The following is a 14,371-nucleotide window of genomic DNA, read 5'->3' on the forward strand; positions in this document are numbered from 1 at the left end:
TGGCAGGTCCGCAACCACCGTAGTCCAGCCCCGAGTTCACCCGCCCGCAAGTAGCGCATCTGCCCGAGTCGCGTCGGGCCAATAATGATCAACAGGGCCGCAAAGCGGCGCCGGTGGAAGTGACCGCTCCGCCGTTTACGGGAGGTCTGTATGACGTTCACCTACGAGCTCTATGTTTTTGAGCGTGGCCGCTGGATGCTGGAATCGTCGTTCCCGGCGGAACGGCGCAACGAAGCCCTGGGTCTTGCTCGGCGCATCGAAGCGCACCGGAGCGCCGAGGGAATCCAAGTCATTCGCGAACGCGTCGATCCGACCTCGAGCAAGGTGGAACGATCAACCGTGTACAACACGTGGCGCAAGCGCAAAGCAAAGGCGTGGCGCGAGGCTCGCGGAGACGACCCCGGTCCCTACGCGAACGTGTTGCGGGAAGAGCCGATCGATGACGATCTTCTGACGGAACCGGTCTACCCGTCGGAGGACAGCTTACCCGGTAGGTTGCCGACGCCGCGAACTGGTCCAGTAGTGGTCAAACTCATTGCCATAGTCGTCGCGAGTTTCGGCTTAGCTACTCTGGTGACCGCGGTGTACGACGGAGCCTCGGCGGGCGCGATGGGGCTTTAGTCGAATATGACCCCGCAAGATTTCGTCGATATGTTGCGTCGCCATGACCGGTTCTTGCGCCGGCAAAGCGGTGGCCGGCGTGCGGTCCTGACGAACCTCGACCTCTCGGGTCTGCGCCTAACCAACATGAACCTTCGAGAAGCGAAGTTGACCGGCGTCAGTTTCAGAAACAGCCGCCTGATCAACGCCGATTTTTCGTTTGCCGACTTGTTCGCCGCCGATTTTGCTAAAGCCGAACTGACCGGGGCCAACATGCGTCGCGCAGACCTGCGTGGCGCGCGACTTTGCGAGGCTGTGCTCCGCGACGCAAATCTCAAGGAAGCCGACCTGCGGCCCGGTGCATTGGTCATCGACCAACATCAGCCGCGGGAATCGGGCAGCCCGGACTTCACAGTCGAGAAGACGACAGATGGGAACGGACGGATTGCCGATCTGACCGGGGCCGACCTACGGCGTGCCAATCTTGAAGCCGCCCGCCTGCAGGATGCGAAACTGGTAGGCGCAGACCTTCAGCGGGCGAACTTGAGCTTCGCCCGCTTCGAACGCGCCAATATGCGCGGCGCAATCCTGACCGACGTTCGTCTGACCAGTGTCGACCTCGCGGGCGCGTCGGTAAGCGTCGCATCGGCCAATTGGCCGCTGGACTTGCAGCTAACCCTCCGCAAGCATTCGATTTGGGCCGATTCCGACGGACGGGGTGGACAACGGGCCGAACTAGCGAATGGGAACTTGCGCGAAATGGACCTCACCCATGCGTTTCTTTCCGGCGCGAATTTGGCCGGAGCGAACCTTTCCGGTGCCAACCTAACGAGTGCCGAGTTAGTGTTGACGAACTTGGCTGGCGCAAACTTGGACGGCGCCTACCTGTCGAGGACCGATCTGTCAGGAGCGAATTTGTCGGGTGCCTCGCTCAAGGGTGCCGTCTTAACCAGCGTCAGCATGGAGCCTGTCGTCGTGCAACGCCAGGATGGCGGGAAGGGAACGAAGTTGATTCAGACCGACCTTTCCCACGCCGATCTATCGGGCGCCGAGATCGCCTACACGGCGTTCCATAAGGCTCTACTCGACGGCCTTAAACACGACGGTGTCCTCGCCGCGATCAAACTCCGGTTGGAAGGCGTCGGTGCCGCCTAGGGCCTTGCGTGGCCACCCCAGGGGATGACACCCTGGCACTATGGAGCAGGTCCCCGTTCGATCGGCCTACGCAAACCTTGAGATGGCCCAGGTACATTACCGGTATGCCGGTACCGATGGGCCGGTCCTCGTCTGCTTCCACCAGACGCCCCTATCCTCACGGATGTACGAGCGCGCACTGCCCTATCTAGGCGCACACCTTAAGGCGTTCGCTTTCGATACCCCGGGCTATGGCGCGTCGACGCCACTTTCCGAAACGCCCACCGTCGAAGGATTTGCCCGGCAGATCGTCCAAGCCATCGACACGATCGGGTTGACGAAAATGGCGATCTGCGGATTCGCGACGGGTTCCGCGATCGCGGTCGAAGTCGCGCACCAAGTCGGCCGCCGAGCGACGCACATCGTTCTCTCCGGAACACCAGTACTAAGCGATTCTCGCCTCAAGATGTTTGCCGATCGTCTCGGCGAACCTCTTCTGAGTAAAGACGGCGATCACCTTCGGCAGGTCTGGGACAGCCGCGTCGAAAACTTCGGCCCCGAAGGCGATTTGGAACAAGTGCAAATGGCTGTTTCGGAAACGTTACGCGTTTACGATCGTTACAACGCTGGCTTGCTCGCCGTGTCGACATACGACCTTTCGGCGGCGCTTCGATCGCTCGACATTCCTTCGCTGTTCATCACCGCCGAGCACGACAAACTGGCGCCGGAGAACAAGGATGCAGCTCGGTTGGTTGCCGGGTCTCGGGAGATTTTTCTGCCCGGCGCCCGCCCGCAAGTTTGTTGGAGCGATCCTGCCCGGTTTGCGAAAGAGGCTGTTGGCTTCATTACCGCGACTTGACGCGGCCCAATCGATCCCAATATCGGTCTGGGCGACGCCACCGCTGCGCCGATCGAAACGCTAGCCTAGGACTTTCCGATGAAACTGCGCCGGTTTGCGGGAGCTGCAATCATGGCTACGGGGCTGGCCGCCTGCGGCGTTCTCACCCCATTGCCAAAACCGATGTCGCTCGATGAACGCTTGGCGATGTTTCCCACCGAGAACCTTCCAATAAAAAAGGAGGTTGCGGTCTATTGGAACGATCATCACGTTCCGTTTATCGACGCCCAGGACGACGGCGACCTGGCATTCACGCTCGGCTTGGTGCATGCCCATTTGCGACTTGGCATCATGGAGATCTTTCGCCTGGCATCCCAAGGTCGCCTAGCGGAGGTCGGCGGACCCCTTGCCGTTGACATCGACCATGCCCTGCGGATCGTCGATTTCGGCAAAGCGGCCCCCGATATCGTGGCCGCCATGCCGGCCGACACACGGCAGTGGCTCGAAGAATTCGTTAGAGGCATCAATTATTACGTCGCCAATGCTAAGGAACTGCCGCACGAATTCGCGGTCCTCGGGTTAAAGCAGGAGCCCTGGACAGCCGAGGATGTCGTGACCGCCGGGCGCCTCGCGTCTGCCGACGTGAACTGGTTTGTATGGTTCTCGCTATTGGGGCAGCGGAGCAGAGCGGATTGGCCGGCACTTTGGGCGCGGTTGGTTGAGGAGGGGTCGGAGTCGTTCCCGAGCTACCTTGCTGGGGAGACCGGTAGTCGCGCGCACCTGATGGATATCTTGGCTGGCTTCAGCCGGTCGGGGAGCAACTCCGTGGCGGTTGGCGCGAATCGCAGCGCGTCAGGTGGAGCAATGCTCGCCAGCGATCCGCACCTCGGCATTTTCCAGCCTAGTCTATGGGTTCTCGCGGGCTACCGATCGCCGTCCTACCACGCCGCCGGACTGATGGGGCCGGGACTGCCGTTTATTGCCCTTGGGCGGAATTTGTCGATCGCTTGGGGTGGTACCAACCTGCGCGCCGCGAGTAGCGACCTGTTCGACGTATCAGCGCTCCCTCCTTCGGCCTTTCGCGAACGCGAGGAGCGGATCAAGGTCCGCTGGTGGTTCGACAAAACCGTGACCGTCCGGGAGAGCGACTTCGGTCCGATCCTCTCGGATGCCGCTGCGCTCGACACCGGCCCTAGCGAACCGTTGGCGATGCGTTGGGTCGGGCACCGTCCGACCGACGAGCTAACGGCCATGCTCAGGGTGAATCAGGCATCCGATTGGCCGGCGTTTCGTGGCGCCCTCGCCGAGTTCGCGGTCTCGTCGCAGAACATGCTGTATGCGGACTCGTCCGGGAATATCGGGCACTTGATGGCAACCCGGTTGCCAGCCCGCGGCCTCGAGTTGCCGCGCGACATCGTGCTGCAGCCGACCGAGGGCGCCCACTGGCAAAGACTGATCGGTGGCGCCGACCTGCCGATCACCTTCAACCCGCCCGGCGGCATTCTCGCATCGGCAAACAACCGCGGTGCCGTGGCTGATATCCCGATTGGGTACTTCTTCTCTCCCGACGACCGAGTCGTGCGATTGACCGGCATTCTCGAAGCAAATGGCCCAATCGCTGTCGCGGATTTGGCGAAGCTACAACAGGATACCTACCAAGGGTCCTCGGTCGCGCTTCGCAATGTGTTGTTGGAGGAAATCGATCGGCTTGGGGAGGGCCTTGCGCTCTCCGCCAACGCAGCCCGCGCCGTACAGGCGCTACGTGATTGGGACGGTCATTACAGAATCGACAGCGGCGGCGCTTTGGCATTCGAAACGTTTCTCTTTCACGTGGTCGATAACCTTGTCGATCCTGTACAACAAAGTGCCTACAACGCGGCGGGACGTCCGTTCTCGTTCATCGAAGCGGATATCCGTAGCGCAAGCGAAGCACGTCTGAGCGTCGTGCTGTCCGGCGCCCTGGAGAAAGCCGGCGCCGCAATCGAGAGCGGCCAAACCTGGGGCGATGTGCATCGTCTGCAAATCGCTCACCCCCTGGGGGCGCTACCGATTCTGGGAAAGCGCTACGTTTTCGATAATCTGCCGGTCGCGGGGAGCAGTCAGACGGTCATGAAGACCGCCCATGACATGACGGACAAAAAACACAACACTCAGTTCGGTTCGAACGCACGGCATATTTCGGATATGTCCGACCCTGACGAAAACTACTTCGTGCTCCTTGGAGGCCAGGACGGTTGGATGGGTAGCTCGACATTCATGGATCAGATCTCTTTGTGGCGCGACGGCGAGTTCATTCGTGTTCCCTTGCGATTGGAAACCGTGCGCGCAACCTTTCCCCATACGTTGGCCTTGCGCCCAGGGCGTTGACACATGCTCGACGCGACGCCGTTGCTGCGCGCCTTTGCCCGCTACCGTCTCAATCAACTTGCATACTTGGACCCGGCAGAGAGCCAGCGGAAAATGCTGCGTGGCCTGGTTCGAACGGCGCGGCAAACTAGGTTTGGACGCGATCACGGGTTCGATCGCATCGTTGACGTTGCCGATTTTCAGGCGCGCGTTCCCCTGCGCCAGTACGAAGATTTCTGGGACAATTACTGGAAAGACGCCTTTCCCTATGTCAGCGAGGCGACTTGGCCGGGGATCGCGCCCTACTTCGCGGTAACATCGGGCACGACGGCGGGACGGAGCAAATATATTCCCGTGACCCGCGCGATGCTGCGCAGCAACGCGAAAGCGGGGGTCGATCTTTACGCCTTTCATCTACGCGCCCATCCCGACAGTCGAATCCTCGCGGGAAAGAGCTTCATGCTTGGGGGTAGTACGCGTCTGGTTCCCGAGGCGCCAGGCGTTCGCAGCGGCGATCTCAGCGGCATCATGGTGGCCGAAATGCCGTGGTTCGCGCAGCCGCGGTACTTTCCATCGCGCGATCTCGCGTTGATCGAAGACTGGGAGGAAAAGGTCGCTCATCTTGCTGCGGGGTCGCTCAAGGAGAGGATTACGATGATCGGCGGAACGCCGAGCTGGTTACTTCTATTCTTTGAAAAACTCCAGGCGATCGCGCCGAACCGAACGCTGGCCGACATCTACCCCGACCTCGAATTGCTGGTCCATGGCGGCGTCAGCTTCGCGCCCTACCGTGATCGGTTTGCCGAGGTCTGTGCCGGGACGCGCGCATCCTTTCGCGAGGTCTATCCGGCGAGCGAGGGCTTTATCGCGCTTGCCGACGATGCGCCCGAAGCAGGTCTGCGACTGTCGCTGGACCACGGCATATTCTTCGAATTCGTTCCGGTGAGCGAACTCGGCAGTCCGACGCCCGTGCGGCACTGGATCGACACTGTGGAAATCGGCGTCGACTACGCGGTCGCCGTCTCTACCTGTGCGGGGCTGTGGGCGTATTTGATTGGGGACACAGTGACATTCCGCGACCGACATCCGGCGCGGGTCGAGATCACCGGTCGTACGGCACAGATGCTCTCGGCCTTTGGCGAGCACGTTATTGTCTCGGAACTTGACCGCGCGATTACCCATGCCGCCGAAGCCACCCAGTGCGCAGTCCGGGACTATGCGGTCGGGGCCTTGTATCCCGGCGGCAATGCATCGCAGGGCCGCCATTTGGTCATTGTCGAATTCGAGCCGGAAAGCCCGTTACCTGATCCGGCTCGCTTCGCCGCACTGTTCGATGGCGCCCTCCAAGAAGATAACGACGATTATCGTGCCCACCGCTCGGGCGATTACGGCGTTGCGCTGCCCGAGATTCTTATTGGGAAGCGTGGCATTTTTGCCGCGTGGATGAAGCGGCGGGGAAAGCTCGGCGGTCAAAACAAAGTGCCCCGGATTCTCACCGATCCTGCCCTTTTTGCCGATCTTCGCTCCTTTGTGACGGCCCGTCGGGCCTAGCGTGCAGCGGGGCGGGCCGCGGTTGTCGATGGGTGGGGGTAGAATCTTGTTGCGTCCAGCGCCAATAGCCTCTATTTCGCATTTCCGCGAAGGCGCTGTCTCAAGTTGTGGGGGGCGTCTTCAGTGTTTTTGGAGATGGCGGCATCGCCTTTTCTTTGGGTGCAGACGTTCGGGGAAACCCGACCCATGGGGGAGGACTTCTTGGAAGCTCTCAAACTAATAGATCCGCCCGTTTCGCTTAGCCGCGAAATCGGTACCCACGTAATCGGCGATCTCAGCGGCATTGCGCCTCATCTTCTCAGCGACGAGTCCTTCCTTATGAGAATTCTTAAGGAGGGGTTGGAGTCTGAGCGTTTCACGATTCTGGGTCAGCAGAGCTTGAAGTTTCCCGGAGAGGAATCGGGGGTTACCGGATTCTATATCCTGTCCGAGAGCCACGCCGCGTTTCACAGCTACCCGGAATACGGTTACATCGCGCTTGACGTATTCTCCTGCGGCGATTCACGGCCCGATCGGGTCGTTGCGCATGTCGCCCGCGCCTTGGGTGCGGACAATTCCGGAACCAAAACTGTCGATCGTCGCGCGCGCGTTCCACAAGGCATCTAACTAGCGTTCGGGCCTGCCGCACCCCGGTAGGTGGGCCACGGCGTTCGCATATTGGGCGGGCAGCGGACGGTCGGCATCGTTGAGTCGGTAGTACCCCCGCTCTTCGAGCGCCATGCGCCGCAATGTCAACATTCGCAGTCCGACACCACCGGCTTAGTCGCGATCGGTGCGCGGCAAATAGACCCGCACGCCACACGATTCCAACGATGTAATGAACGCAAAGACGTCCGCCTCGATTTCTAGGACGCTGAGCGGGCGGATGTCGGTGCAGATATCACCGGACGCCTGGGATCAGGAGCCAGTCGAGCACCGCCCGCGCGGCTAGAATGCCGACCAGAGCGACGACCCAAATCGGGATCGGTATAGACTCGGTTATAGCGCCTCCTCCGTCCAATCGTAGCAGTCTTGACGCCCCGAACGGCATCCGGGCCATTTGCGCAGGGGTAATGTAAGTTGGCAGTTGAGAGGCGCGGGATTGCGCGCTAGAAACCGCCCGTCGGAGGGTTGCGTTTGAATTTTTCCGGACCGGCCGGGCCAAGGCCCGGGCAGCGTATTGCAGTGGTTGGTGGCGGCGTCGCCGGCCTAGGGTGTGCTTGGCTATTGTCCAAACGCCACGACGTCACTCTGTATGAGAGTGCCTCCCGGCTTGGCGGCCATAGCCACACCGTCGATCTTACCGTCGCAGGGAAGTCCATTGCCGTCGACACAGGGTTTATCGTCTACAACGACGTCAACTATCCGAATCTGATCGCGCTTTTCGATGCCCTGGCGGTGCCCACGGAGCCGAGCGACATGTCGTTTTCGGTATCGCTCGACGGCGGTCGTTTCGAATACGCCAGCCCGCTCCCTGGCGGTCCCTTTTGCCAGCCAACAAATATTCTCCGGCCTCATTTCCTCCGCATGTTGGCCGATATCGTGCGCTTTTATCGCCATGCCCACCGCGCGCAGCGTTTGGGCACGGTCGATGGGGCGACGGTGCGCGAGTTGCTGGAGCGCGGCGGGTACAGCAAGACCTATTGGTACCTGCATCTTCTTCCGATGGCGTCGGCAATTTGGTCGACACCGATCGAACAGATCCTTGCTTTCGATGCGTCGAGCTTCATTCGCTTTTACGACGAACACGGTCTGTTGCGATTTCGCAATCGACCGAAATGGCGCACCGTTACCGGTGGCAGCCGTGAATACGTTCGTCGATTGGCGGCAGAAATCTCGGGCTCCCTTCTTCTGAACGCTGCGGTGCGCAAAGTGCACCGCAAACTGCATGGCGTGGTGGTGACGACGGATCAGGACGAGAGCGTGTTCGATCAAGTCGTTTTTGCCACCCATGCCGACCGGACCGCCGCCATCCTCGGCGACGATCTGTCGGCACCGGAGCGTGCCGCTCTTGGTGCATTCAACTATGCGCGCAGTGACATCGTCGTGCACGGCGACGCGCGACAGATGCCGCGGCGACGGGGTGCATGGTCGAGCTGGAACTACCAGGCGCAAACCGGCATGGACCCTGCGCGGCCGGTGCCGGTCACGTATTGGATGAATCGCCTGCAGAACGTCGATCGCGGGACGCCCCTTTTTGCCTCGCTCAACCCATGGCAACCACCTCGCGATGATCGGGTCTACGGTCGCTATGTTTACGAACACCCGGTTTTTTCACAGGAATCGGTTGTTGCTCAAAACGCATTGTCGAACCTGCAGGGGCGTCAAAGAACGTGGTACTGCGGGGCCTACTGTGGTTTTGGCTTTCACGAAGACGCTCTCAAATCAGGTATTCGGGTCGCTAGGTCGCTCGGCGCCGAGCCTCCATGGCAAACGCAAGACGCCGCGGCTTACCCGGCTCTCGAAACCGTTCCATGAGCGGCGGGCCGGAAACATGCCTCTACGTTGGCAAAGTGATGCATGTCCGGCTCAAGCCGGTACGTCACCAATTCGTCTATCGTGTGTTTTCGATCTTTGTGGCCTTGGATGAACTGACGCGATTGTCGCGGCGCCTTCGGTTCCTTTCTGTCAACCGCTTCAACCTCCTCAGCTTTCTTGAGCGCGATCACGGTGACGGCGCGGGCCACTTGGAGAGTTGGGTTCGTTCCCATCTCAAGAATGCGGGGTTCCGCGGCGACGGTCGGATATTCCTCCAGTGCTACCCGCGTATGTTCGGATATGTCTTCAACCCGCTCAGCGTTTTCTACTGCTACACCGGAGAGGGGCGCTTAGAGGCCGTGTTGCATCAGGTGAACAACACGTTTGGCGACCGCCATTCCTACCTGCTACCGGTTGCCTCGGATGCCGATGCTGGACCCATTCGTCAGTCGTGCGATAAGCGGCTTTACGTTTCGCCGTTCAACCCGCTAGACCACCGTTACGATTTCACGGTGCGCGAACCCGACGATCGCTATGCCATCCATATCCGCGAGTCCGATGCCGACGGCGACGTTCTCGTCGCTTCGTTCAACGGGCGCCGCGCGCCGTTGACCGACCGCGGCATCCTCATGGCGGTGCTGGGCCACCCGCTGATGACGGTCAAGGTGATTGTGGGGATCCACTGGCAGGCGTTGCGCCTGTGGCGTAAGGGTCTGAAGATGCAAAAACGTCCAGAAAGCCCACCCCCCGAGATTACGTACCAAGGGCCGGTTGATGCCGCCGTGCCGGTGACCGACAATAGTCTTGAGATCCAAAACTTCGTTTCCCGAGTATCCCCTAGGGCAAGCTAGGATGATCGATTGCCGATGAGCGACACGCGACTCCCAACAGGCTCCGCCGCAACCTTAGATTTGAGCGGAATCCCTTGGTACTACCACCGATTCGTGCGGGGATTTCAACGTGGGTTTCGCGCAGGTACGCTGAACTATGTTCTCCCCAGCGGTCACCGGGGTGCCATATCCGGTGCCGAGCCGGGACCGGCGGGCGTCATTGTCTTGCATCGCTGGCGCGCGGTACGGCGTTTGCTTTTGCGTGGCAGCCTCGGTTTTGCCGAAGCTTATCTCGATCGCGATTGGGAAAGCCCCGATCTACCCACGTTTGTCGAGTTGGTGACCCGAAATGCCGTCAATCGGCGGGTTGGGTCGTTCTGGCAGCGGGTTTTCGAACGGATCAGGCATGGCCGCCGATCCAACAGCAAGCCCGGCAGCCGACGCAATATCGCGGCGCACTACGACCTTGGAAACGAGTTCTATGCTGCATGGCTCGATCCGTCGATGACCTATTCGTCGGCGGTCTATCCTGAGGATGCGGGGATACTGGAAGACGCGCAGTCGCAAAAATACGCGCGGCTCCTTGATCTCGTTGCGGCCAAGCCCGGCGAACGCGTGCTTGAAATCGGTTGCGGTTGGGGCGGCTTTGCAGAGTACGCGGCCCGTCAAGGCATCAGGGTCACCGCCATTACAATCTCTCGCGCCCAATTCGAATTCGCGCAAAAGCGCATTGACGACGCTGGCCTTTCGCACCTCGCGGAGATTCGTCTGTGCGACTACCGTGACATCAATGGGTCGTTCGACCACGTGGTCTCGATCGAGATGATCGAGGCAGTCGGCGAATCGTATTGGCCGGTCTATTTTGAGCGAATCGCCAAGTGTTTGCGCCGCGGCGGTCGCGTAGCCATCCAGGCGATCACGACCCACGACGAGCACTTTGCCCATTACCGCAAGCGCGCCGACTTCATTCAGACGTATATTTTTCCCGGCGGCATGTTGCCGTGCCGAAAAGTTCTACGCGACCAGGCCAACCGTGTCGGATTGCAATGGGTCAGCGACGACGGGTTTGCCACCCACTACGCGCGGACGCTCGGCGAATGGCGCGAAAAATTTCTCTCGGCATGGCCGAACATCCGCACAATGGGGTTCGACGAACGCTTCCGCCGCCTGTGGGAATTCTACTTGGCGAGTTGCGAGGGCAGTTTTCGCGCCCGTGGGATCGACGTTCTGCAGATCGCATTGGTCAAGGCTTAGCCGAGCGCTTTCGTCGTCCGCCGGATCAGCGGGAAATATGCGGCATACGGCAAACATCGAAGAAGTTTCAATTGCCACGTAAACCGCTTGGGAAACGTCACTTCGAATCGATCCGACAAGAGGCCGCGGTAGAATTGCTTTGCCGCCGCATCCGCCTTCATCAAGAAGGGCATCGGGAAGTCGTTCTTGGCGGTGAGGGGCGTTTCAACGAAGCCCGGGTCGATGAGTTGCAACTTCACGCCGGCCCGATCGAGATCGAACTTCAACGATTCGCACATGTTAATCAGTGCAGCCTTGGTCGCGCCATAACCGGCCGCGCTTGGTAGTCCGCGATAACCTGCAACCGACGAAACGACCGCGAGATGCCCAGACCGGCGCTGAATGAAACCCGGCATGACCGCCTCCAGCACATGCACGGTACCCATGAGGTTGACTTCCACAAGGCGGCGGAACTTGCCGGAATCGAAGTCTTTGGCCCCGAACGGTTGGTGGGTGCCGGCACAAGCGACGCACAGATCAATTCGCCCCAGAAGCTTCGTCGCGGCCTGGGCCGCAGCCTGCGTTGCCGCGAGGTCGGTGACGTCGAGGGCCAGGGCGGACACGTGGCCGGGGAACCCAGCGGCATCCTTCACGAGCGCCGCCAAGTCGTCTATCCCACGGGCGCTGGCAACGACATCGACTCCGCGGCGGGCTAGTTCGAGCGCGAGTTCGCGGCCGATTCCGGTGCTGGCGCCGACGATCCATGCCTTGTCAAAGTGCCTTTTTGCCATACATGCCTCCAAGTCGACCCTGGCCGGGTTAGAATTAGACAGGGCGTAAACGCCCTGGCGAGGATACGGGAATGATCAGAATGATGCCGGAATTGTTTAGTCGTAGGGCGCGCATTATCTGGGCAGCGATCGCGCTCACGATGTTGATTTCCGGCGCTGGCCTCCCGGCGGCCGCGATGGCGCCGTACGATGGGAAGCTGACGTTCGATGTCATCCGCGGCGGCAAATCTATTGGAAAACACGAGATCACGTTTCGCGAGGTCGGCGACGAAACCCACGTCGATATCGATATCGAACTGACCGTCAAGATCGGGTTCCTTACGGTGTTCAAGTACCGACACCAGAACTCGGAAGTCTGGCGCGGTGGCACTCTCGTGTCGGTGGCGACGGATACAGACGACAACGGCGATGCCTACGAAGTGCGGGCTCGGCGCGAAGGCGACGGGCTATTTGTCAGGACGCTCCAGGAAGAGCATGTCCTTCCGGGAACGGCCATTCCGACGAGCTATTGGAATCCCGCCATCCTAATGAACCCCCAGTGGCTCGATACCCAACGCGGAATCATGCTCGACATCGCGGTCGAGCCCGCTGGGCTGGAGGCAGTGTCTTTGGCGGACGGCCGAACGATCGAGGCTGAGCGGTTCGAAGTACGCGGCGATCTGAACATCACCGTTTGGTACACGCCGCAGGGCGAGTGGGTGAAGTTGGCGTTCCCAGCGCGCGGCGCGGATATAGAGTATGTGCTGACGCAGGGCTATACCGGGACACGCCTGACGCAAGCCCAATGACGGATTTTGCAGCCAAGGCGGCGGCCTACGCCGACTATTTTGCGCGCGTCTCGCCGGACAACCTGGAAGAACTGCGAACGTTGTGCGCCCCCGAAGTGCGCTTTCGCGATCCATTCAACGACATTCGCGGGCAAGACAAGATCATCCAGGTCTTCGCGCAAATGTATGAGGATGTCGCGTCGCCGGCGTTCGAAGTTACCGATCACGCCGTTTCCGGATCGCGCAGCTATATGCGCTGGATATTTCGTTTCAACAACAAGAAGACCGGAAAATCGTTCTCGGTGGACGGGATGACCGAGGTGCATTTCGACGATGCCGGCCTGGTAACGGCGCACCTCGATCACTGGGATGTGGCTTCGCAGCTTTACGAGCACGTGCCGGTGTTCGGGTTCGTTTTGCGTAAGATCCGGCGCCGACTGGCGTTGCGGCCAGCTTAGCGCGCGGCGCTCTCCCGGATATCCTTTGCCAAGATGAGGCGGCGGATTTGCGCCTGCTTCGCCGAGGTGATCGGGAATCGCCACATCAACGCAATCGACGCTAGTTTGAAGATCACCGGGACGATCGCATAAAGGATTGCGAGTGTCAGGAGCGCGACAGGGCCGTTGTCGCCGGCAATGCGCTGGAAGTCCACCAGTTCGAGGATAGGAAAGGCAATTCCCGCGGCGAGTGCCAATGAAAGTTTGAGAGCGATCGACCAGATCGCGAAGAATATTCCGGTACGCTTCTCGCGGTGCCGCAACTCGTCGAGATCGACGACATCGGCTTGCATGGCCGGGGGTAAAACGAGGTCGGCGCCCAGGCCGAATCCGGTAAAGACGGAGATCGCCAACAGCCACCATCCGTCACCCTCTCCCAGGAAGGGGACCCAAACGAAGAAGGCGCAGACCAACAACATGGCGCCGATCCAAACGCGATGCTTCCCGTACCGCTTCGTTAGAACCAGCCAAAATGGCACGCTGAGCAATGCCAGCGCAAAATAGACGCCAAGGATCAGACTGGTCAGCGTGTCGTCGGCGCGTAGCTTATGTTCGACGAACAGGAGGAACAGGGTGATCGGAAAACCGTTTGCCATGCTGTTGAGGAAGAATGCCGCCAACAGGCGTTGGAAAGGTTTGTTGGTACGCAATACGGCGAGGGCGCGCGCGACGGTCAGGCGTCGTTCGAGCGAAACCGGGCGGTCCGGCACGACCGTAACCGCGACCGCGACCGCAAGTGGGAGCGTCACGATCACGATCAGCGCGGTAACCCTGAGCGCTTCGCCGCGGTCGGCCTGGAGGGTGGCCGCAATGACCGCAGCAGCGATGCCGCCGACGAGGACGAATACCTCGCGAAAGGACGTGACGCGGGCACGCTCGTGGTAGTGGCCCGAAATCTCGGCGCCCCACGCGTTGTAGGGGATCAGTATCATCGTACCGCCGAGATAGAGCGCGATCGTCCATCCAAGCATGTAGCCCCAACCGACCGGGCCGCCCGGCACAAGAAGGAACCAGGCGCTGATCAACGCGATTGGCGTGCCGGCAACAATCCACGGGCGGCGCCGACCCCAGGGCGTGTTGATGTGGTCGCTGAGGATTCCAACGAGGGGATCGGTGACCGCATCCCAAATCCGCGATCCCAGCAGAATCGCCCCGACAATACCCAGCCCCATACCCAAGTCCTGCGCATAATAGGTGGGTAGGAGGACGAACAGCGGAAACGTCAGGATGGTCGACGGCAGGCTCGGCAGCCCGTAGGCGGCAAGCGTGGAAACCTTGAGGCTGGAGCCCTCGTGGGCCGGATTAGTCACGCATGATACCGAGCATC

14 protein-coding genes are annotated in these 14,371 nt (G+C 60.6%); 11 read left to right on the forward strand and 3 right to left on the reverse strand.

The annotated features are described in order from the left end of the window. Positions 1 to 150: 150 nt before the first annotated feature. The 6 genes from RID42_05370 (at position 151) to speD (ending at position 7,075) form a co-directional block, all read left to right on the forward strand. On the forward strand, positions 151 to 621 hold the full coding sequence (locus RID42_05370; protein MEQ8247093.1) for a hypothetical protein: 471 nt from the start codon (positions 151 to 153) through the stop codon (positions 619 to 621). A gap of 6 nt (positions 622 to 627) precedes the next feature. Further along, entirely contained in the window at positions 628 to 1,755 is a 1,128-nt protein-coding gene (locus RID42_05375) for a pentapeptide repeat-containing protein (GenBank protein MEQ8247094.1), read from the forward strand. An 82-nt stretch (positions 1,756 to 1,837) separates the two neighbouring features. Beyond that, positions 1,838 to 2,593: an alpha/beta hydrolase gene (locus tag RID42_05380; protein ID MEQ8247095.1), complete on the forward strand. Its 756-nt coding sequence runs from the start codon at positions 1,838 to 1,840 to the stop codon at positions 2,591 to 2,593. Positions 2,594 to 2,671: 78 nt separating this feature from the next. Further along, entirely contained in the window at positions 2,672 to 4,939 is a 2,268-nt protein-coding gene (locus RID42_05385) for a penicillin acylase family protein (protein ID MEQ8247096.1), read from the forward strand. Between the two features lie 3 nt (positions 4,940 to 4,942). Then, positions 4,943 to 6,469: a GH3 auxin-responsive promoter family protein gene (locus RID42_05390; GenBank protein ID MEQ8247097.1), complete on the forward strand. Its 1,527-nt coding sequence runs from the start codon at positions 4,943 to 4,945 to the stop codon at positions 6,467 to 6,469. Positions 6,470 to 6,670: 201 nt separating this feature from the next. Beyond that, positions 6,671 to 7,075, forward strand: a complete 405-nt coding sequence (gene speD, locus RID42_05395; GenBank protein MEQ8247098.1) for an adenosylmethionine decarboxylase — start codon at positions 6,671 to 6,673, stop codon at positions 7,073 to 7,075. Here speD and RID42_05400 read toward each other — a convergent pair whose 3' ends face one another. Continuing rightward, positions 7,076 to 7,207, reverse strand: coding sequence for a hypothetical protein (locus RID42_05400; protein MEQ8247099.1), 132 nt, complete (start codon positions 7,205 to 7,207; stop codon positions 7,076 to 7,078). 426 nt (positions 7,208 to 7,633) lie between these two features. On the opposite strand from RID42_05400, the gene RID42_05405 reads away from it, so the two are divergent. The 3 genes from RID42_05405 to RID42_05415 are packed head-to-tail and all read left to right on the forward strand — an operon-like array spanning position 7,634 to position 11,010. Continuing rightward, a complete protein-coding gene (locus RID42_05405; protein MEQ8247100.1) occupies positions 7,634 to 8,926 on the forward strand; it encodes an FAD-dependent oxidoreductase in 1,293 nt (430 codons plus the stop codon). Continuing rightward, positions 8,923 to 9,777 carry a DUF1365 domain-containing protein gene (locus RID42_05410; protein ID MEQ8247101.1) on the forward strand — a complete coding sequence of 285 codons (855 nt, stop codon included), beginning with the start codon at positions 8,923 to 8,925 and terminating at the stop codon, positions 9,775 to 9,777. The genes RID42_05405 and RID42_05410 overlap by 4 nt, the downstream gene beginning before the upstream one ends. Positions 9,778 to 9,792: 15 nt before the next feature. Then, positions 9,793 to 11,010, forward strand: coding sequence for a cyclopropane-fatty-acyl-phospholipid synthase family protein (locus RID42_05415; protein ID MEQ8247102.1), 1,218 nt, complete (start codon positions 9,793 to 9,795; stop codon positions 11,008 to 11,010). Here the strand turns inward: RID42_05415 and RID42_05420 are convergent. Continuing rightward, positions 11,007 to 11,780: an SDR family NAD(P)-dependent oxidoreductase gene (locus RID42_05420; GenBank protein ID MEQ8247103.1), complete on the reverse strand. Its 774-nt coding sequence runs from the start codon at positions 11,778 to 11,780 to the stop codon at positions 11,007 to 11,009. The genes RID42_05415 and RID42_05420 overlap by 4 nt on opposite strands. A gap of 71 nt (positions 11,781 to 11,851) precedes the next feature. On the opposite strand from RID42_05420, the gene RID42_05425 reads away from it, so the two are divergent. Further along, positions 11,852 to 12,568, forward strand: a complete 717-nt coding sequence (locus RID42_05425) for a DUF6134 family protein (GenBank protein ID MEQ8247104.1) — start codon at positions 11,852 to 11,854, stop codon at positions 12,566 to 12,568. Continuing rightward, complete coding sequence (locus tag RID42_05430; GenBank protein MEQ8247105.1) at positions 12,565 to 13,005, forward strand: nuclear transport factor 2 family protein; 441 nt, start codon at positions 12,565 to 12,567, stop codon at positions 13,003 to 13,005. Before RID42_05425 ends, RID42_05430 begins: the two co-directional genes overlap by 4 nt. Here RID42_05430 and RID42_05435 read toward each other — a convergent pair. Next, a complete protein-coding gene (locus RID42_05435; GenBank protein MEQ8247106.1) occupies positions 13,002 to 14,354 on the reverse strand; it encodes an MFS transporter in 1,353 nt (450 codons plus the stop codon). The genes RID42_05430 and RID42_05435 overlap by 4 nt on opposite strands. Between the last annotated feature and the right edge of the window lie 17 nt (positions 14,355 to 14,371).

Source organism: Alphaproteobacteria bacterium (assembly GCA_040216735.1).
GTDB lineage: Bacteria > Pseudomonadota > Alphaproteobacteria > SHVP01 > SHVP01 > CALJDF01.

Bases quoted from the DNA above. Each gene is read 5' to 3' on its own strand.
- RID42_05370 (MEQ8247093.1), top strand. From the start codon at position 151: ATGACGTTCACCTACGAGCTCTATGTTTTTGAGCGTGGCCGCTGGATG.
- RID42_05375 (MEQ8247094.1), top strand. From the start codon at position 628: ATGACCCCGCAAGATTTCGTCGATATGTTGCGTCGCCATGACCGGTTC.
- RID42_05380 (MEQ8247095.1), top strand. From the start codon at position 1,838: ATGGCCCAGGTACATTACCGGTATGCCGGTACCGATGGGCCGGTCCTC.
- RID42_05385 (MEQ8247096.1), top strand. From the start codon at position 2,672: ATGAAACTGCGCCGGTTTGCGGGAGCTGCAATCATGGCTACGGGGCTG.
- RID42_05390 (MEQ8247097.1), top strand. From the start codon at position 4,943: ATGCTCGACGCGACGCCGTTGCTGCGCGCCTTTGCCCGCTACCGTCTC.
- RID42_05400 (MEQ8247099.1), bottom strand. From the start codon at position 7,207: ATGTTGACATTGCGGCGCATGGCGCTCGAAGAGCGGGGGTACTACCGA.
- RID42_05410 (MEQ8247101.1), top strand. From the start codon at position 8,923: ATGAGCGGCGGGCCGGAAACATGCCTCTACGTTGGCAAAGTGATGCAT.
- RID42_05415 (MEQ8247102.1), top strand. From the start codon at position 9,793: ATGAGCGACACGCGACTCCCAACAGGCTCCGCCGCAACCTTAGATTTG.
- RID42_05420 (MEQ8247103.1), bottom strand. From the start codon at position 11,780: ATGGCAAAAAGGCACTTTGACAAGGCATGGATCGTCGGCGCCAGCACC.
- RID42_05425 (MEQ8247104.1), top strand. From the start codon at position 11,852: ATGATCAGAATGATGCCGGAATTGTTTAGTCGTAGGGCGCGCATTATC.
- RID42_05430 (MEQ8247105.1), top strand. From the start codon at position 12,565: ATGACGGATTTTGCAGCCAAGGCGGCGGCCTACGCCGACTATTTTGCG.